Annotated in this window: 16 protein-coding genes; 9 read left to right on the top strand and 7 right to left on the bottom strand. The window is 72.7% G+C overall.

Annotation, left to right across the window (positions count from 1 at the left end; genetic code table 11):
* Positions 1-78 precede the first annotated feature (78 nt).
* The 6 genes from OG214_RS14525 to OG214_RS14500 all read left to right on the top strand — a co-directional run bounded on the left by OG214_RS14525 (position 79) and on the right by OG214_RS14500 (position 7124).
* A complete protein-coding gene (locus OG214_RS14525; RefSeq protein ID WP_405984970.1) occupies positions 79-834 on the top strand; it encodes a cupin domain-containing protein in 756 nt (251 codons plus the stop codon).
* Positions 831-1874, top strand: coding sequence for a hypothetical protein (locus tag OG214_RS14520; RefSeq protein ID WP_405984969.1), 1044 nt, complete (start codon positions 831-833; stop codon positions 1872-1874). The genes OG214_RS14525 and OG214_RS14520 overlap by 4 nt, the downstream gene beginning before the upstream one ends.
* Positions 1871-2962, top strand: coding sequence for a hypothetical protein (locus OG214_RS14515; protein WP_405984968.1), 1092 nt, complete (start codon positions 1871-1873; stop codon positions 2960-2962). Before OG214_RS14520 ends, OG214_RS14515 begins: the two co-directional genes overlap by 4 nt.
* Positions 2963-2986: 24 nt before the next feature.
* Entirely contained in the window at positions 2987-3562 is a 576-nt protein-coding gene (locus tag OG214_RS14510; RefSeq protein ID WP_405984967.1) for a hypothetical protein, read from the top strand.
* Positions 3563-3747: 185 nt separating this feature from the next.
* The gene (locus tag OG214_RS14505; protein WP_405984966.1) at positions 3748-5580 is read left to right on the top strand and encodes an asparagine synthetase B family protein; all 1833 of its coding nucleotides are present in this window, start codon (positions 3748-3750) and stop codon (positions 5578-5580) included.
* Between the two features lie 131 nt (positions 5581-5711).
* Entirely contained in the window at positions 5712-7124 is a 1413-nt protein-coding gene (locus OG214_RS14500) for an aldehyde dehydrogenase family protein (RefSeq protein ID WP_405984965.1), read from the top strand.
* A 64-nt stretch (positions 7125-7188) separates the two neighbouring features.
* Here OG214_RS14500 and OG214_RS14495 read toward each other — a convergent pair whose 3' ends face one another.
* The 4 genes from OG214_RS14495 to OG214_RS14480 are packed head-to-tail and all read right to left on the bottom strand — an operon-like array spanning position 7189 to position 13431.
* Positions 7189-8646, bottom strand: coding sequence for a hypothetical protein (locus OG214_RS14495; RefSeq protein ID WP_405984964.1), 1458 nt, complete (start codon positions 8644-8646; stop codon positions 7189-7191).
* Positions 8640-10469, bottom strand: coding sequence for a tetratricopeptide repeat protein (locus OG214_RS14490; protein WP_405984963.1), 1830 nt, complete (start codon positions 10467-10469; stop codon positions 8640-8642). Before OG214_RS14490 ends, OG214_RS14495 begins: the two co-directional genes overlap by 7 nt.
* Complete coding sequence (locus tag OG214_RS14485; protein WP_405984962.1) at positions 10469-11701, bottom strand: hypothetical protein; 1233 nt, start codon at positions 11699-11701, stop codon at positions 10469-10471. The genes OG214_RS14490 and OG214_RS14485 overlap by 1 nt, the downstream gene beginning before the upstream one ends.
* Positions 11698-13431, bottom strand: coding sequence for a hypothetical protein (locus OG214_RS14480; protein ID WP_405984961.1), 1734 nt, complete (start codon positions 13429-13431; stop codon positions 11698-11700). Before OG214_RS14480 ends, OG214_RS14485 begins: the two co-directional genes overlap by 4 nt.
* Positions 13432-13572: 141 nt before the next feature.
* Here OG214_RS14480 and OG214_RS14475 point away from each other — a divergent pair, with 141 nt between their 5' ends.
* Positions 13573-14370, top strand: a complete 798-nt coding sequence (locus tag OG214_RS14475) for a hypothetical protein (RefSeq protein ID WP_405984960.1) — start codon at positions 13573-13575, stop codon at positions 14368-14370.
* Between the two features lie 95 nt (positions 14371-14465).
* Here the strand turns inward: OG214_RS14475 and OG214_RS14470 are convergent, their stop codons facing one another.
* The 3 genes from OG214_RS14470 to trhA all read right to left on the bottom strand — a co-directional run bounded on the left by OG214_RS14470 (position 14466) and on the right by trhA (position 16458).
* Entirely contained in the window at positions 14466-15098 is a 633-nt protein-coding gene (locus OG214_RS14470; RefSeq protein WP_363085366.1) for a TetR family transcriptional regulator, read from the bottom strand.
* Between the two features lie 5 nt (positions 15099-15103).
* The gene (locus OG214_RS14465; RefSeq protein ID WP_405984959.1) at positions 15104-15493 is read right to left on the bottom strand and encodes a hypothetical protein; all 390 of its coding nucleotides are present in this window, start codon (positions 15491-15493) and stop codon (positions 15104-15106) included.
* Positions 15494-15720: 227 nt separating this feature from the next.
* Entirely contained in the window at positions 15721-16458 is a 738-nt protein-coding gene (gene trhA, locus OG214_RS14460) for a PAQR family membrane homeostasis protein TrhA (RefSeq protein WP_363079998.1), read from the bottom strand.
* Positions 16459-16681: 223 nt separating this feature from the next.
* Between trhA and OG214_RS14455 the strand changes: the two genes are divergently transcribed.
* Positions 16682-18517 carry a phosphoenolpyruvate carboxykinase (GTP) gene (locus OG214_RS14455; RefSeq protein ID WP_363079997.1) on the top strand — a complete coding sequence of 612 codons (1836 nt, stop codon included), beginning with the start codon at positions 16682-16684 and terminating at the stop codon, positions 18515-18517.
* 261 nt (positions 18518-18778) lie between these two features.
* Positions 18779-19435: a hypothetical protein gene (locus tag OG214_RS14450; RefSeq protein WP_405984958.1), complete on the top strand. Its 657-nt coding sequence runs from the start codon at positions 18779-18781 to the stop codon at positions 19433-19435.
* The last annotated feature ends 29 nt before the right edge of the window (positions 19436-19464 follow it).

The following is a 19464-nucleotide window of genomic DNA, read 5'->3' as shown; positions in this document are numbered from 1 at the left end:
TTCGGGCCATACGCGCCGTGTGTTCCCAGACACCGGCCTACCATGCGAGGGTGGTCGACAGCGCGATGGGGGGCGTCGATGTCCGGCGTGGAATTCGGGTCCGGCAGGTCGGGACTGCGGGGTATGGCGCGGCTCGCGCGTGAACTGCCGTACGGGGTGGAGCTGTTCCAGCTCGGCTCCGAGGGCAGTGTGCTCTTCGCGGACCGCGACGGGGCGCGGGAGCTGGGACCCCGCGAGGAGTTCCTGCCCTTCATCGACGACGGGCAGTTCGCCCACTATCTCGTCGGTGACGCGCGCACCTCGCCCGAGCGCCCGTCCAACGCCACCGTCAAGCTCGGTGTCGTCGGGCCGCGCAGCGCGTTCACCCCGCACGCCCACGGCGGCGAGCACTTCGTACTCAGCCTCGGCCATGCCTCCTGCGGGCTCTGGGACGCGCCCCGCGGCCGGGTCACCGAGATCCCGCTCGTACCCGGCGGCATGATCCGTATCCCCGAGATGATGCCCCACTCCTTCGCCAACCGGGGCACCAGGCCGCTGAACATCCTCGCCGCCAACACCGGCTTCGGCATCGACCACGAGGACTACGCGATCACCGCGGACGAGGCCGAGCGCCGCGCCACGGACGATGTCGTACGCGGTGGCCGCCGCGGCCTCGGCACCGCCGCTCGCATCGGCACCGTCGCCAGGATCGGCACCGACTTCGGACTGCTCGCCGCCGCGCTGCGCGACATCGAACGCGCCCAGCGGCTCAGGGGCGTCGGCACCACCACGGCGCGCGAGCGTCTCGCCGCGGGGCTGCGCCGTATCGCCGCCGCGCTGGAGAGCCCGCGATGATCTGCCCGCACTGTCAGCAGAACCTGCTGTACAGGGAACGGCCCGACCGGACCTGTTCCAAGTGCCATCGGCGGTTCGCCCTGGACCCCAGGACCAACTCGCTCGGGCTGAGCGATCTGCGTATCCAGCGGCTCATGGCGAAGCTCACCGACGGCGGGCGGCTGAAGATCACCCTCGACCAGCTCGGGACCGCCGCCGTACGCAAGAAGCAGAAGAGTTCCTCGGGCGGGATCGCGGCGGCCATCGGGTGCACGGTGATCGGGGTGCCGGCCGGCGTCGGTCTGCTCGCCGTCGGCGCGGCCACCAGCGGGGACGGGGGCATACTCAGCGTTTTCGGCGTCCTGATCCTCATCTTCCTCGTCATCAGCGTGATCTCCTCGCTGAGGAGCGGCGGACGCGGGCGGGGCGACACCCTGCTGAGCGCCTTCCGCACCGCACTGCTGACCGACTGGAAGCCTCTCTACGGCGCGCTCCCGCACGGGGTCGTGGACGACTCCGCCCACCGGGGCGTCCACCACCCGGACAGGGCGCGGGTCGCGCTGCTCTGCCCCGACCGGGCCGTCCTCGCCTTCCTGTCCGCCAACGACATCCCCGAGCGGTACGGAATCGCCCTCGCGGCCGAGAGCCGTCAGCTCCCCGGTGTGCTGCCCGTTCTCGTCCTGCACGACGCGAGCGCGGACGGCTGCGGGCTGGTGGTGCGGACCCGCGAGGAACTGCCCGGCCGCAGGGTGGTCGACGCGGGGCTGCCGCCGCGCGCGGTGATGAACGTGAAGGGGGCGCCGACGGCGCGGGTCGCCAGACCGGCACGGGACCTCATCGCGTGGCTGGGCGGGGGCGGCACGCTGACCAAGGCCGAGCTGGACTGGCTGGCCAAGGGATGGACCGTCCCCCTGACCGCGGTACGGCCCGCCAAGCTCGTCGACGCCGTCACCAGGACCGCCCACCGGGTCGCCACCATGGACGAGGCGGATCCCGCCCGGCGCGGGGCGGAGGCGGTCGGCTTTCTCACCTGGCCCCCCGGCGGCGGGGCCGGCCGATGACCCCACGTGCCGCCACGGGCATCGGCGACCGGCTCCTCGACCGCGCCCTCACCACCGCGGTGGCCCGCGCGGGAGCGCCGGCGCGTATCCGGTTCACGGAGCGCCAGCTCTACTACGAGATGTGCCGGGTCCTGCGCCCGCTGCACACCGTGCCGCGCCGGATCCCGCTCACGCCGGCGCCGCCCGTACGGTACGAGCGGTTCGAGGAGGCGCTGCGCCGGCGGCGCGAGGCGGGGAAGGGCGAGATACCGGGGCTGCTGGAGCCCCTGCCGTCCGGTGCGCCCGCCGGTTCGGACGTCGGTCCGTCGGCCGGTGTGTCCGTCGGTCAGGCCGTCGGTCGGTCGGCCGGTGCGTCCGTCGGTCAGGCCGTCGGTCCGTCGGCCGGTGCGCCCGCCGGGGCGTCGTCCGTCAGTTCGCACGTCGGTCCGTCGGCCGGTGCGCCCGCCGGTCCTACCGCCGTCCGCCGTACCCCCGAGGAGCCCGACCTCTACGCCTACGGACTGCCCCGGCTGCTCGTCTGCCAGAGCCGCGCCGTGGCCCGGATGCTGCTCGCCAACGACATCCATCTGGAGGCGGCCTGCCCGGTGCTCGCCGCCGACGGGCTGCCGCTCGACCCCCGGCTCGTCGCCGGGCTCGGCCGGGTGGAGGGCGCCACCGTGCATGTCCTGCACGACGCGAGCACCGCCGGGATCGCGCTGACCGCGCGGGTACGTGCCGATGTCGCCGGTGTCGCTGACGTCGCCGGTGTGCGCGGCGGCTCCGGCGTTCCCGGTGTCCCTGGCGTTCCCGGGGTACGGGTCGCGTCGATGGGGCTCGTACCCCGGCACGCGGCGGCGCTGCACCTGGTCTCGCCGCACGGCCCGGCCCCGGGGCCGGACGACGGGCGGGCACTGCCGTCCGCGCTCGAACCGCGCGAGCGCGCCTGGCTCGCCGACGGGCGCTTCGCCGAGGTGGAGGCCGTCCCCCCGGCGCGTCTGCTGCGCACGGTCCTGCGTGTGCTGCGCGGACCGAGAACACCCGGCCAGTCCCTGTGGACCGGCCTGCGCGAGCTGCGCACGGCCGGGTTCATGACCTGGCCGACGGACTGACCGGCGATACGAGGACAAGAGGCGATGAACCGGCCACGCGAAACACCGTACAGAGACGAACTGCTCGCCGACCGCAGTGTCCACCGGCGGTACGAGGACGGGCGCGAGGAGTGGCGGCGGCGTGACGGCGGCACCACCGTGCGCTGGTACGACAACCAGGGCGGCTCCGGCACCGACGAGCTGCTCGGACAGCGGATCATCAAACGGCGTTACGCGGACGGCACCGTCACCTACGGCCGGGACATCGGCTACGGCCGTACGGTCTGGGGCCAGGGCGAGACGGTCATGGTCAACAGGACCTCGTTCGGCGGGCGCACGGGGGTCCTGCTGGGCGGTCTCGGTCTGGCGGCGCTCGCCGTCACGGCCGCCCAGTACCCGCCGGTGAGCCTCAGCCCCGAGGAGGAGGAAGAGCTGCGGCAGCAGGCCCAGAGCAGTTCCTCCGGCGGCGGCGACGGCGGTGGGGGTGACAGCGGCGGCGACAGCGACACCGGTGGCACCGGCGACACCGGCGGCGACAGCGGCGATGGCGGAGACTGGGACTCCGGGGACGGCTGGAACTCCGACGACGGCGGTGGCTGGAGCGACGACGACTTCGGCTGAGCGGGCCCGGCGGCTCGGCGGCCGACGGCCCGGCGGCTCGTCGGACGAGCCGTATCCCGCCAGACCCGGCAAGACCCAGCGTGATCCGTCAGGACTCAGCAAGACCCAGCGTGATCCGGTAAGACCAGGCAAGACCCAGCAGAACCCAGCAAGATCCGGCAGGATCCGGCACGAGGAGCGTGACGATGGCGCGGTTCAGCGCCTTCCTGGCGGCGGACCCCGGGCACGCCAGGGACCAACTGGCGGCGACGGGCGCCACCGTACGCCCCGACGGCCCCGCGCTCGCGCTGATCGAGGACGAACCGGGCCATGCCACCGGCCCGTTCACCGCGTACGGCCGTACCGCCGTCGGTGAGGTCACGCTCCACAACCGGTCCGAACTGCTCACCGCACTCGCCGCGGCCGGCGCCCCCGCCCCGCCCGACTGCCCCGACGGAGAGCTGCTGCTGCGCTGCTGGGCGAGGCTCGGCACGGCCGGGATCCGCGCGGCGGAGGGCATGTTCGCACTCGCCGTGCACGAGGACGGCGCACTGGTCCTGATCCGCGACCATGTCGGAGCCCGCACCCTCTTCTACGCCCGCGCCGGTGACTGCTGGGCCGCGTCCACCTCGCTGCGGGCCCTGCGCCGCTGGCCCGCGCTCGGTACCGGCCTCGAACTCTCCGCCGTACGCTCCTTCCTGACCTTCGCCTATCTCCCCGGCGAGGAGACACTGCTGCGCGGGGTACGCGAGGTGCTGCCGGGACGGTGTCTGCGGCTGGCGGCGGACGGGACCCTGGCGGAGGAGCACTACTGGGAGCCCCGGGAGCTGATCGAGAACGACGGCGCCCCGCCCGAGAGCTACGCGCTACGGCTGCGCGAACTGCTGGAGGAGGCCACCGCGCGCCGGCTGCCGGAGGCGGAGGCCGTGGGCGTCCTGCTCTCCGGCGGTGTCGACAGCTCGCTGGTGACCGCGCTCGCCGCCAAGCTGCACTCCCATCCCGTGCACACGTACTCCATCAGCTTCGGCGACGAACTCCCCAATGAACTGGGCTACTCGGGCCTGGTCGCCGCACACTGCCACACCCGCCACCGGGTGCTCACCGTCTCCGGGGACGCCGTGGCCGCCCGGCTCGCGGAGGCCGCGGCGCTGCTCGACAGCCCGGTGGGCGATCCGCTGACCGTGCCCAATCTGATGCTCGCCGAGGCGGTGGCGGGCGACGGACTACGGGTCGTGCTCAACGGGGAGGGCGGCGACCCGGTGTTCGGCGGACCGAAGAATCTGCCCATGCTCGTCAACGAGATGCACGGCGACGATCTGGCCGGGCTGCCCGGCGGGACCGGCGGAGCGGGCGGAGTCGGCGGGGCAGGTGGGCCCACCGGGACCGGCGGAGCGGACGGGTACGCGACGACCGCGCGCGAGACCGCCTATCTGCGCTCGTACCGCAAGTGCTACACCGACCTTCCCGAGCTGCTCACCCCGGACACCCTCGACGCCCTCGCCACCGCGCCCCGTCCCGAGCGCTTCATCACCCCGTATCTGCGGCCCGAGCCCCGGGACGGCCGGATGGACCATCTCCTCAACCAGCTCCTGCACTGCAATCTGCGGACCAAGGGCGCCCATCACATCCTCACCAAGGTCGAACGGCTCACCGCCTCCCAGTCGCTCCAGGGCCGCGCCCCGCTGTTCGACCGCCGGGTGGTGGACCACGCCTTCGCCACCCCGCCGCGGTGGAAGCTGAACGGCGCCGTCGAGAAGTGGGTGCTGAAGGAGGCCGTACGGGATCTGCTGCCCGGCACGGTCGTGGACCGGCCCAAGAGCGGGATGCGCGTACCGGTGCAGCAGTGGCTCGGCGGACCGCTGCGCGAGCTGGCGGGCGATCTTCTGCTGGGCCGGGAGGCACGCGCCCGAGGGCTCTTCCGCCAGGACACCGTACGCGCGTGGATGCGCGGCGAGGGCGCGCTGCTGCCGAGACAGGGCGGCAAGCTGTGGCTCGTACTCACCCTGGAACTGTGGCTGCGCGCCTACGACATACGCTGACGGGCTCCTCGGCGGCGGCCGGGGGCGCCCGCGGCGGATCCGGGGGGACGGTTAAGGTCGGAGGAACCCGGAGAAGCGATTCGCCCACCGGACAGATCCGCTTGTCCCCCGGCTGGCTGATGGAGGCCCGGTTGAGCACGTCGAGCACCCGCACCGATGACACCGCCGCAGAGACCGTTGAGACCGTCGCCGACACCGTTGACACCGTCACGCTGGTCGATCCCCGGACCGGACGGGTACGCGGCGACTTCGCCGTCGCCCGTGTGGAGCGGATCACCGCCTCCGTCGGCGCGGCCCGCCGGGCCTTCACCGGCTGGCGGGCGCTGACCCCGAGGGAACGGGCACGGCGGCTCGACCGCCTCGCCGGTCTGATCGAGGAGCACGCCGCCGAGTACGCCGCGCTGGAGCGGGCCGGTACGGGCAAGGCGGAAGGAGAGGCGGCCTCCGAGGTGGAGCAGGCGGCGGATCTCTTCCGTTTCTACGCCTGGGCCGCGCGCACCCAGGCCGCCCCGGCCGCCGGAAGCTTTGTCGCGGGCCATGAGAGCTGGGTCCGCTGGGAGCCGCTCGGTGTCGTCGGAGTGGTCGTACCCTGGAACTACCCGCTGATGATGGCCACCTGGCGGTGCGCCCCCGCGCTCGCCGCCGGGAACACCGTCGTGGTCAAGCCCGCCGAGACGACCCCCGACTCGCTGACCCTGCTCGCCGAGCACGCGCGTGAGGCGCTCGGCGAGTCGGTGGTCCGGACGGTGCCCGGCGACCGGGAGACCGGCCGGCTGCTGGTGGCGTCCGACGTGGACATGGTGGCGTTCACCGGGAGCGCGGTCGCCGGAGCCGATGTGACGGCACGGGCCGGCACCCGGCGCGTCAGCCTCGAACTGGGCGGCAACAGCCCGGTCGTCGTCCTGCCCGACGCCCCCGAGTACACCTGGACGGAACTGGCCGCCGCGACCACGTACAACGCGGGCCAGAGCTGTGCCGTCCCGGCGCGCGTGATCACACTCCGCGAGAACTACGAGTCCGCCGTCGCCCTGCTCTCCGACGCGATGCGCGAGCGCCGCGCGGGCCGGGACTTCGGCCCGCTCAACAACGCGGACCAGGCCGCGCGTTACGACCGTATGGTCGGCGCCTCCGCCGCGAAGGTGACCGCGATCGGGGAACTGGCCCCGGGGGCGGGCGAGGAGGGCGGGTACTGGCGGCCCGCGCGGGTGCTCGCCGATCTGCCCGACGACGACCCGGCGGTGGTGGAGGAGGTCTTCGGCCCGCTGCTCACCGTCCAGGCGGCGGACACGGCCGAGGACGCGCTCGCCCTGGCGAACGGTGTGCCGCAGGCGCTCGCCGCGAGTGTCTGGACGCGTGATCTGGCGGCGGGGCTGGACCTCGCAGGGCGGCTGAACGCGGGCGAGGCCTGGGTCAACTGCCATCTCGTGCAGACGGCGGAGCTGCCCCACGGCGGCCGTGGCTCCTCGGGCCACGGGACGGACCTCAGCACGCTGGCCCTGCATGAGTACCAGCGTCCGAAGACGATCACGGCGAGGGTGCGGTAGGCCCTGGCCGGGCAGCCGGGCAGCCGGGCAGCCGGGCAGCGGGACGCTGGCCGTCGGGCCTGTTTCAGACCGTGCTGATGGTGGCGAACGCGCCCCACAGCACGGGGGAGTGCTCGACCGCACGGTGCTCCCGCCAGGCGGCCAGCCGTTCCCGCTGCCAGTCGCCGTGGGCGACCACCGCGTCGTCCCGCTCGTGCGCCGCGTCGATCGCGCGGATCGCGTCCTGGAGCGGGCGGGCCGCCGGGTCCGCCCCGGCGATCCGGTGGAAGGCCAGATCCGTGGGGAGCGTCCACCGGCCCGCGGTGACGGTCTCGGCGCCCCCGTGGATCATCGCCGTGGCCAGCCCGAGCGCCTCGCCGAACCGCAGATCACCGCCGCTCTCGCAGGCGATCAGCGCCACCCGGCTGGGGATCGGCCACCGGGTGTCTCCGGCCCGCGCCCGGGTGCCGCTCTCCGTGCCGGCGGTGCTCTCCGTACCGGCGCCGGTCTTCGAACCGGTCCCGACGGCCGCCTCTGTCCTCGCCCCCGCGCCGCCCGCCCCCGCGTCGAGCCCGTACGTACCCAGCAGCAGATCCTTCGCGGAGAGCGGCCGGTGGGCGCGTACCGTCGGCGCGAAGCCGGCCGTCTCCGCGGAACAGGAAAGATGGAGCTGGGCGTTCTCGCTCTGCCCCGACTCGGGCGCCGCCGCCGTCACATGGCCGACGTACAGCAGCCGCGACGCTCCCGCGCCCTCGCGCAGCGCCGCGCCGAGCCACTCCCGGTCCAGATCGGTACGGCGGAACGCCTCGACGGGATCCTGTACGGCAGGCAGCCAGCGCTCCCGCGCCAGATACCCCGCGACCATCCGGACCACCGGGGCGTCGGCCGTCATCCGCCCCAGTACGGAGCCGAGCGCGGAGTCCGCCCGGAATCCCGGCACCCGGGGATCGAGGACGCCCACGACCGGAAGGTGCCGGGTGGCCGCCCAGGTGCGGGACGGTCTGGCGGGGGCGTGCGCGATGCTCACCGGCGCGAGCAGACTGATGTCCGCGATCTCCACCAGCCGTACCGCCGGATCCGGCGCCAGCAGCTCCCAGGGGACCTGGGCCACGCGCGGCGACGGCTGAAGGCGCAGATGGGGGCGGATCCCGCGCTCGTAGAGCTCGTGGAGCTGCTTGGCGAGGCCGTACGGGAGGAAGGTGCGCGCGAGCAGTTCGGCGAGGGCGAGTTCGGTGTCGTACGAGGCGAAGGCGCCGGAAGTCAGCGCATGGCCGAGCGCCTCGCCGGGCAGGGCGGCGGCGAGCGCGGTCAGCGCCGTGGTGAGTTCGGCGCGCGGGACGATACCGACGCCCGTCGCGGTCAGATCGTGTGTCCAGCGCCAGGAGATGTAGAGATCCCCGGCGTCGGCCATCCGGACCAGGGCCGTCGGCCGCCCGTCCGGCCGCTCCGTACCTCCCGTCCCGGCGCCCGCGCCGTTCGCGCCGTCCACGCTCACCCCGTCCACGCTCACCCCGTCCATGCTCACGCCGTCCACGCTCACCATGTCGGCACCGCCCGGTCGTCACGGATCCGGCCGCCGTAGCGGGCCTCGGCCTGGGCGATGTACGGGGCGAGCGCCACCGCGCCGGTACGGTTCAGCGCCAGCCGGGGCGGAGGGGAGACCCGCAGTCCCGCGCTCGCCGCCACTCCGGCGAGCGCGGCGCCGAGCCGGAAGGCGTCCTTCTCCTCGCCGGTGTCCCGGTCCGCGCCCGGGAAGGACAACGGACCCAGGAAATCAGGGGGTTCGGGGAACGGCGCCCCGACCGCCGGGTCACCGTCCGGGTCCTCGGCCGGACCGGCCGTGGCGGACGAGCCGTCCAGCAGCGGGGTGCCCGCGCACCGTGACTCGATCAGCTCGGCCACCAGCTCGGCCGCGCCCGCCCGGGTGGCGAGCCGGAACGCCAGCCGCATGGCGGGTTCCGCGAACGTACGGTTCCAGCGCTCCCGCTGTCCGCCGTCGGCCAGTGTGAACCGCACCGCGTCGATGGCGAGCGCCGCCGGTACGGCCAGCCCGACGGCCCGGCCCAGCAGCACGGGGTCCGGGGCGGAGCCGCCGGGCGGGCCGTACCGGCCGGGCGGGCCCGGCGGGCCGTACCGGCCGGGCGGGCCCGGCGGGCCGTGCCGGTCGGGCGGGCCGGACAGCCGGTGCTCCAGCAGCGTGGCGTGGTAGAAGTCCGTCTGCGCGCAGCGCGGTCCGAGCCCGCTGGTGGCGAACGCGGCCAAGGCCAGGGCGAGTTGGGCCTCGCTCTCCTCGTACCGGCCCTCGGCGTGCAGAACGGCCGCCAGTCGTACGCGTACCTCGGCGGCGGCGACCACCGCCCCGGACTCCTCGAACCGTGCGACCGCGCGCGCATACAGCGTGTTGGCCCTGGCCGGATCACCGCGCAGCGCGGCGAGCAGTCCGAGCAGATCGAGACCGATGCCCGACTGGTGGCCCATCCCGGTGCGTTCGAAGTACGTCCGGCACGCGGTGAGCAGCGGTTCGGCCAGGGCGGGACGCCCGGAGCGCAGATACATCTGGGCGAGACTCTGCTGTGCCTCGGCGAGCCCGGCCGGGGTGTCCGACGCCTCGAACGCGGCGATCGCCTGATGGGCGAAGTCCTCCGCCAGCTCCGGCCGTCCGGTGGCGAGATGGATCGCCGACAGATTCAGCAGCGGGCGCCCGGCGAGTTCCGGGCGGTGGCGCAGGACGACATCGAGGGACTCGGCGGCCAGTTCGTGCGCCCTGGCCCACTGCTCGCGCTCGATCGTGATCGCGGTGAGGGCGACCAGACAGCCGATGAGCAGATCCGCCGTGTCCGGTCCCGGCTCGGCGCCGCCCACCAGCGCGCGGGTCCGCTCCAGGACGGTGTGTGCCTCGTCGAGCTCCCCGGTGCGCGTCAGTGCCTGGGCGAGATTGACGAGTACGGACGCCCGCAGGACCGTCACAGCGGCGGTGTCAGCGGTGTCAGCGGGACCGGAGGGATCGGAGGGATCGGTGGCGACCAGCGCGGCGAGCCGGTCGCACAGATTCAGCGCCTCGTGGAACGAGGCGATCGCCGCCGGGTGGTCGCCCATCCGGTCGGCCGTGCTCGCCCGGTTGGCCAGGGCCTGGATACGGAGGTCGAGGGTCCGTCCGTAGCGGGTCGCGGCCTCGACGGCCTGGTCGAACAGCGCGTGGGCGGCGGGGAATTCACCTCGGAGGAAGGCGTCGTTGCCCGTGTCGACGAGGGCGGAGATCCGGGAGATCACCTCGGGCCCCGGCTCGTCGCGGTCGCCGTGGCTGCCGCGTCTGCCAGGGGCATCGTGCTCGCAGTGGGCGTCGTGGCCGTCGGGAAGGTCGGTCATCAGAAGTCCGAGTCGTCGTTCGCCGCCGCGATTTCGGCGCGCAGGAGGAGTGCCCCGGACCCGGCGGCCGAGTCCGTACCGGCTGCGGCTGCCGCTCTGGCCAGTCGGCTCCGCGCGAGATCGCGTATCCGCGCTCGTACGGCCCGTTGCGCCGCCGGATCCTCCCCGGGGCCGGCCGGTGTGCCGAAGCCCGGGAGATGGATGTCCACGGCGAGGCCGTCCGCGCCGAGGGCGTACGGATCGGGACCGGCCGGGCCGTCGGTATGGGGCCCCGCCGTGGCTCGTACGCCGTCGGGCCGTATGCCGTCCAGCCGACCGTCCCCCACCCAGGTGTCGGCCACCCGGCGCAGCGGGACGTCCAGTGGCGCGGCCGCTCCGCCGACGGCCGCCCATGGCGCCAACTCGCGGCGCGGGTGCGGCGGTCCGGGGGCGGCCACCACGCTGATGGACACGGTGGTGCGTGCCGCCGCCCGTACGACCTCCCAGGACACGGCGCGTTCCGAGGCGTCGACCAGCCCCGGCGGACAGCGGCGCCAGTCGGAGCCGCCCGTGCCCCGGGCGAGTGTCAGACCGTCGGCCGCGCCGGCGGCCGGTGCCGGACCGGCGGCAAGCGCGTAGTCGGTCGCGCGGGGCGGCGGCACGTCGGCGCCCGGGACTGTGTCCGGCGGGACGGCCGGGAACGGTCCGTCCGCCGGTGACGCGTCGGCCGTCTCCCGCGCGCCGAAGAGCAGATCGCACTCCTCGGTGAGGGTGCCGATCTCCTGGCCGAGCAGGTGTACGTCCAGCGCGGGGATGGCGTCGACCACGGAGGCGGGCCACCACCGTGCCGCCCAGTGCGCGTACGCCAGCCGACGGGCGCTCGCGACCAGTTCCGGCAGGGCGGGGGACGCTTCCGTGACGGTGCTGTCCGTGATGGTGCTGTCCGTGACGGTGTCGTCGCCCCGCCCGGCCCGTGCCGTCGCGTTCTCGGCGAGGGCCAGCGCGGTCTGTTCGCCGTAGACGGCCCAGACCCACCCCTGGGCCGGGCCGACGCTGTCGAGCACCGCCACGGGCGGTGCCTCCAGCGCGAGCACGCTCCAGGTGAGATGGCCGCCGGCGACCTCCAGCACCGCCACATCCACGCCGGGCGCGGGGTCCAGCACACTCGGTGGTGTTCCGCCGCTCGGCAGGAGCGGGGCGATGACATGGAGCAGCCCGTCCTCGGCGCGGCCGATCCGTACGGTGTCCGTCATCGGCCGGTCCTCTCGCGTCCGCTTCCTTCGCGTCCGCTTCCTTCGTGTCCGGTCCCTTCGCGGGCGGTCCCCTCGCGCGCGGGGTGGGCGGCCGGGGCGGCGAGGGGGACGGCCGGGTCGCTGAGGGCGCGTCTGACCCGGGTGCGGTGGTCCAGGATGACCGAGCGGGCGACTCCGTCCAGGACGTCCCACAGCTCCTCGACGCCGGGCATCGGCGCCTCGCGCACATCGCGTCCGTGCAGCCGGACCCAGAGGCGTCGCAGATACGCGCGCCAGGGGGTACGGAGATCCTCCGCGATGCGCGCGAGCGGTTCGGGGACGGTGGTCTGTGCGGTCCGCGCGGCCCGTACGGCGCTCTCACCGGAGCCGCCCGGCCGCTCACCGGAGCCGCCCGGCTCACCGAGGCCGACAGTGAGCCGACGGGCCCGGAGGACATACGCCTCACGGCGCCAGCGGCTGTTGATCACACGATGCGCGTCCGTTTCCGGGCTCCCACTGCCACTCCCGCCCCCGCCTCCACTCCCGCCTCCACTCCCGCCCCCGCCTTCACTCCTACTCCCACTCGCGCCGCTCTCGTCCCCGCCGCCCAACGGCCGCAGCCCGAGCGCGAGTTGTACCCCCACGGTGGCGGCGACACGCAGCGACTCGTCGCTCAGGGCCCAGGGCGCGCAGCTCCGGGCGATCTCCCGGTGGACCAGTTCCGGTACGGGCGCCAGCCCGGCCCGGTCGTTCGACGTCTGCAACACGGAGAACACCCGCTCGTGCACCGTACGGTCGAAGGGCGGTCCCAGCCCCTGTCCGGGGCCCTGTCCGGTCGCGGCCGTGGCTGCCGAGCCGCCCAGGCGCGGGCTGACCGGTACCGGATGCTTCGTCAGGCCCAGCTCTTCGGCGCCGGCGGGGAGTCTGGGGGCGGGCGCGGCGGTCCACAGGGCCCGGCCCGCCGCCGTACCGGCGTGCCGCGCGACCAGCCGTACCAGCGCCGCCGCACCCGACCGCCCGGCATCGGCCGTCCGCCCTCCGCCCGGAGCGTGCACCGTACGGGACCGGCCGACGGACGGAGCCGCGCAGCCGTCGAGCACGTCCCGTACCAACGCGGCCTGTTCTTGCGGGCTTTCGGGCTCCCCGGGGGCGCGGGACCCGTTGCCATGGCTGTTGTTGCTGTTGCCGTTGCTGTTGCCGTGGAGCCTGCCCACCCAGGCGCGTTCGAGGGCCGCCGTCAGCTCCGCGGTGTGCGCGGGGTCGGTGATGTACTCCTTCAGCGCCCCGGTCGTACGGCCCTGCGCGGAGCCGTGCGTCTCGCGCAGCGCCTCCTCCGCCGTGCGCCGGCCGGTCGTCGGATCGGGCGGACCGGAGGTGGCGGCCAGTTCGAAGCAGAGCTGGAAGTAGAGGTCCTGGGGATTGCCCTCGGTGATCCGAAGCGCGCGGCGCACCTGTTTGAGCAGGGTGAACCAGTCGGCCGTGGCGCGCAGCACGTCCGCCGCCGCGTGGATCAGCGCGGCGAGCAGGGCCGCTCCGTCCGCCGTCACCAAAGGGCCCGCGCACTGGGGATGGAGCACGGGACGGATCACCAGCGGATCGAGGACGAGCTTCACCGTACGGCTCAGGGGCCCGCCCTGGGGACCGCTCAGCGGACCGACCCCGGCCAGCTCGCGCCACACCTCGTCCAGGACCATCGCCCGCGGACGCGCCGCCCCCGAACGCACCCCGCGCACCCCGGCATCTGTCCGCATGCGCTCCAGGCTATAGCGGGTCCCTCAGCGCCGAACCGGCGCCGCCAAACCTGGGATTGGTAGGGCGCGGGCCGCTCCTACGGTCCTCGTACCGGCCGGCCGAACACGGCTCCCGGCCCATTCGGGGAAAGGAACAGACCCATGAAGAAGCTCATCCGCGCGGCGGCCCTGGTGTTTCTCTTCGGCTCGACCGGCTACTACCTCTGGACGGGGTTCACCCGGCCCGTCGAGGAGGGGTTCGAGTTTCTCGCCTGGGTGGGACCGCAGATGATCGCGCCGATCATCGCCCTCACCGTCGTCCCCATCGTCTTCGCCTTCTCCGGCGACAGCGTCGTGGCGGCGTTCTCGGGGCGCAACAGCGCGGCCTTCCGCGACGGGCTGGTGGGTGTGGGGACCGTCGTGTCGACGCGGCCCACCGGGATGACGCTCAACGACCAGCCCGAGGTACGGATCGAGCTGATGGTGGAGGGCGCGGACGGCGTTCCGTTCCCCTCGTACGCCAGGGCGGTCGTGCCGGTGACGGATCTGGCGATGCTCCGGCCGGGCATCCTGCTGCCGGTGCGTTATCTGCCCGGCCGTACGGACAGGGTGGAGCTGGACCGCTCCGGCGATATGACGAAGGTCCAGAGCGCGATGAACGAGGCCATGATCCGGCAGGGCGTCACCACCCGGGAGAATCTGGAGATCGCGGAGCGCGGGGTGGCCGCCGAGGCCGTGGTCCGCTCGCTGGAGGTGCCGGGGGAGATCCGCGACGGCAACCCGAAGGTCGCGATCGGACTGGCCGTCACCCGTCCCGACGGCACCGGTTTCACCACCGTGGTGGAGAAGTTCCTGCCGCCGCGCGCCGTGCAGCATGTCCAGGTGGGACGGGTCGTGAAGGTGCACTACCTCCCGCAGAACGAGTCCGTGCTCGTCCTGGCCCTCCCCGCCAACGCGTGAGCGTTCAGGACCGCCGGGACCGCCGGGACCGCCGGGACCGCAGAGCGATCAGTCGGCGGACCAGGGACAACGGCCCGGCATGTCCGACCTGCGCGTCACAGCCGCAGACCGGCGGCCAGATTGTCCAGAGCGCGGTGGATCAGGGCGCGCAGATCGTCCTGGCTGCCGCGCTCCCCCCAGTAGATGGTGATCTCACGCAGGGCGCCCAGCACGGCGGCGACGAAGATCCGCACCTCGAAGTCGTCCGCGTCCCGGCCGGTGCGCTCCGCCAGCGCGTCGGCGAGCAGCTTGGCCGTCGACGACATCGTCTCGGTCATCCGGGCCCGGACGGCGGGCACTTCGACCACCAGCTTGGTGCGCTGGATCATCTCGTCGTAGTCGCCGGCCATCATGGTGCGCATCGCCTCGTCCATGACGAACCGGATGGACTCCAGCGCGGGTTCGCCGGCCGGCCGGGAGCGCAGCAGGGCCGCCATGACCGGGTCGTACTCGTCGGTGAGGACGATGTCTTCCTTGGTCGGGAAGTAGCGGAAGACGGTCGAGGGGGAGACCTCGGCCGCCTCCGCGATCTGCTCGATGGTCGTCGCCTCGTACCCCTGCTCGGCGATCAGCCCGTAGGTCGCCCGGCGGATCGCGATCCGCGTCTTGAGCTTCTTGCGCTCGCGCAGGCCCATCGGGGGCTGGTGTTCCGGGAGGGGGGCGAGAGGGGTGTGAGAAGTGGCGGCCATGACTCCTATTGTCCGGCATCGGCGGGCGCCGGGGCCACGCCCGCGTCACCCTCTGTCTCCCCGGCCGTCGCTGTCTCCCTGGCTGTCGCGCTCTCCCGGACGGCCTCCCGCTCCCTGCCCGCGACCCGGTCCGTGTCCGTGTCCGCGTCCCCGGCCGGGCCCCCGCGCGTACTCTTGTCCTCTCCTCGCCTGGAGCCCGGTTCCCTGGAGCCCGATTCCAGGGAGTCCGGTCCCCGGGAGTCCGGCAGGAGCGTCATGACCAGCAGCGCGGAGGCCAGCGCCGCGACACCGCAGACCAGCAGGGCGAGGTTCATCCCGTGGATGTACGCGGCGTCCGCAGAGGCCGCGAGCCGGGGGACGTCCAGCCGGTCGGCGACGACATGCGCGGCGACCACGGAGTCCCCGGCGGTGCCGGCGGCGGCAGCGGGCAGCCCCGAGGTGTCCAGCCCGGAGGTGTAGGCGGCGGCGAGCAGTGAGCCCAGCAGAGCGATCCCGACCGCGCTGGAGTCAGTGTCAAATGACAGTAACTCTCAAAAGAGGGATAGCGTCAAGCTCTATGGGGGTCTGTGTGACGGACGGGCCGAGTCCCGGCCGCGGCCGGGACTCGGGAATGCTGCGGAACTCAGGAGTGCTGGTAGGCCACCAGTGAGATACCGACGAAGTGCACGACGAACGCGGCCAGCGTGAAGGAGTGGAACACCTCGTGGAAGCCGAACCAGCGCGGTGACGGATTGGGGCGCTTGAGACCGTAGATCACACCGCCCGCGCTGTAGAGCAGCCCGCCGACGATCACGAGGACGAGTACGGCGATCCCGCCGGTGCGCATGAAGTCGGGCAGATAGAAGACGGCGGCCCAGCCCATCGCGATGTAGCACGGCGTGTAGAGCCAGCGTGGCGCCCCGACCCAGAGCACCCGGAAGGCGATGCCCGCGGCGGCCGCCGCCCAGACCGCCCACAGCAGGGGCCGTCCCGTCGTGTCGGGCAGCAGCAGCATGGTCAGCGGGGTGTAGGTGCCCGCGATGATCAGGAAGATATTGGCGTGGTCGAGCCTGCGCAGTACGGCCTCGCCGCGCGGTCCCCAGGTGCCCCGGTGGTATATCGCGCTGACGCCGAAGAGCAGGCAGGCGGTCAGTACGTAGATCCCGCAGGCGACCCTGGCGCGGAGTGACTCGGTGGTGACGATGAGCACCACTCCCGCGATCAGCACGGCGGGAAACATCCCCGCGTGCAGCCAGCCGCGCAGCCTCGGCTTGACGATGCTCAACAGCTCGGGCACGGCCTCGGGACCGCCTCGGCTCGCGGTCCTCCCCCCTTCCTGTGACTGGGGGTTGGCGAGTGGCTCGGGCGAGGCAGGAGTCATGGGTTCATGCTACCTACGGGAGCGTAGGTTACGTTCCCGCACAAATAACCTCATCGTCATGTCGCATGAGTGGTGATGCTCACGTGTGCGGTCCTCTGGACAGATGGGCGCGCGCGGCGGATGATCATATGAGTGCGGTCGGCACCGGATGAGCGGCTACGAAGCGTCCGGGTCGCGGCCCCCAAGGGGCACAAACCTCAAAAACCCTCATCAAGGAGCAATCGTGGCGAGCGATATCGCGGCTCCCCCAACCGCCCCCACCCATCACCAGGAGTTGATCTCCTGGGTCGACGAGATCGCAGCAATCACGCAGCCGGACAGGGTGGTCTGGTGCGACGGGTCCGAGAGCGAGTACGAGCGCCTGTGCGGGGAGCTCGTCGCCAAGGGCACGTTCGTGAAGCTCGACCCGATCAAGCGGCCCAACTCGTACTACGCGGCCTCCGACCCGTCCGATGTGGCCCGCGTCGAGGACCGTACGTTCATCTGCTCCGAGAAGGAGGAGGACGCGGGGCCGACCAACCACTGGAAGGCGCCCGCCGAGATGCGGGAGATCTTCACGGGTGACCGTGGCGTCTTCCGTGGTGCGATGCGCGGCAGGACGATGTACGTGGTGCCGTTCTGCATGGGCCCGCTGGGTTCACCGCTCTCCGCGATAGGTGTCGAGATCACCGACTCCGCCTATGTCGCGGCCTCCATGCGCACCATGACCCGGATGGGCCGGGCCGTCCTCGACGAACTGGGCTCCGACGGCTTCTTCGTCAAGGCCGTCCACACGCTGGGCGCGCCGCTGGCCGAGGGCGAGGCCGATGTGCCGTGGCCCTGCAACTCGACCAAGTACATCTCCCACTTCCCCGAGTCCCGCGAGATCTGGTCGTACGGCTCGGGATACGGCGGCAACGCGCTGCTCGGCAAGAAGTGCTACGCGCTGCGTATCGCGTCCGTCATGGCGCGTGACGAGGGCTGGCTCGCCGAGCACATGCTGATCCTCAAACTGACGCCGCCGCAGGGGGAGTCGAAGTACGTCGCCGCGGCCTTCCCGTCCGCGTGCGGCAAGACGAACCTCGCGATGCTGGAACCGACCATCTCCGGCTGGACCGTGGAGACGATCGGTGACGACATCGCCTGGATGCGGTTCGGCGAGGACGGCCGGCTCTACGCGATCAACCCCGAGGCGGGCTTCTTCGGAGTCGCGCCCGGCACGGGTGAGCACACCAACGCCAACGCGATGAAGACGATGTGGGGCAACTCGGTCTTCACCAATGTGGCGCTCACCGACGACGGCGACGTCTGGTGGGAGGGCATGACGGAGGAACCGCCCGCGCATCTCACCGACTGGAAGGGCAACGACTGGACACCGGAGTCCGGTACGCCCGCCGCGCACCCCAACGCCCGCTTCACCGTGCCCGCCGGGCAGTGCCCGATCATCGCGCCCGAGTGGGAGGACCCCAGGGGGGTCCCGATCTCGGCCATCCTCTTCGGCGGCCGCCGTGCCTCCGCCGTACCGCTGGTCACTGAGTCCTTCGACTGGCGCCACGGTGTCTTCCTCGGAGCCAACGTCGCCTCCGAGAAAACGGCGGCCGCCGAGGGCAAGGTCGGCGAGCTGCGCCGGGACCCCTTCGCCATGCTGCCGTTCTGCGGCTACAACATGGGCGACTACATGGGGCACTGGGTCAAGGTCGGCGCCGACGCGACCGCCAGGGGCGACGAGTCGAAGCTGCCGAAGATCTACTACGTGAACTGGTTCCGCAAGGACGAGGCCGGCAGGTTCGTCTGGCCCGGCTTCGGTGAGAACAGCCGCGTGCTGAAGTGGATCGTGGAGCGACTCGAAGGCAAGGCCGACGGCGTCGAGACCCCGATCGGGGTCCTCCCGACCAGGGAGGCCCTGGACACGGCCGGTCTGGCGCTCTCGGAGTCCGAGCTGGACTTCCTGCTCTCGGTGGACAAGGAGGTCTGGCGCGAGGAGGCGGCGCTGGTCCCCGAGCACCTCAACACCTTCGGCGACCACGCGCCGAAGGAACTGTGGGACGAGTACCACGCGCTGGTGGAACGTCTGCGCTGACACCGCGGCCGACACCGATACCGACACACCGGCCGATACCGACACACCGGCCGATACCGATACCGATACCGATACCGGCATCGGTGTCGGTATCGGCCGCCCAACACCGCCGGGCCGGTCCCACCCCCCGGGACCGGCCCGGTCCCTCGCGGTTTCCCGTTCGCGACCGGCCGTTCCCCCTCGCCACCGGCGGTTTTCCGCCGGAGGTTTCGCGCGCGGAGGTCTCGCGCCGGACGGTGACAGCGGTCAGACTCAACAGTCATGGACGCAGGGTTAGCCGCGGTGTGCGGCGCACTGGCGGGAACGTTCGCCACGATAGGAGCCGCGTTCGCCACCGGCCGTACCCAGCTGGAGGCGGCGCGGATCGCGGCCCACATGGAGCACCACCGGCAACGCCGTGAACCACGCCATGGGTTCTACAGAGCGTTCATCTCCGCGATGGAAGAGCTGCAGACGGCGATAGGGCAGCGGAAACCGGGGCCCCACTCCCTCGCCGACTTCACGAGCGGCTATGTGCGCGAGTGCCGGGACCGGGCCTCAAGTGTGAAATCGGTATGGGTCGACGTCGCCCTGGCGGGCCCCGAGAACGTGTCGACGCTGGCGGAGGAACTCGCCCAGTCGGTCGATGTGATCTCTTCCCTCTGCGCGGATCTCGGGCGTATCAGAGAAGAGCACGAAAGGAATCCGGCCGGAAAGCTGCCACGGGACACGATCGCCCTGCTCATCTCGTTCGAGCAGACGGTCCAGCCCATGACGGAGAGCCTGCCGAAGTTCAGGAAGGCGGCCCGGAACGCCCTGGACGACAACGGTCTGAGCGATCTGCGCCAGTCCCACCGCCGCACCCGCTACCGACTCCTGCGACGTCCCGCCCCTGCCCCTGCCCTCCTCGGCGCAGGCGTGGAAGACTCCCAGCCGTGAATCTCGGCTTCGCGCGGACACAGGGGCGG

Origin of the sequence: Streptomyces sp. NBC_00872 (genome assembly GCF_045161915.1) — a bacterium.
GTDB lineage: Bacteria > Actinomycetota > Actinomycetes > Streptomycetales > Streptomycetaceae > Streptomyces.
The sequence above is the reverse complement of the archived record's forward strand: the minus strand, read 5'-3'. Positions and strand labels throughout refer to the sequence as shown.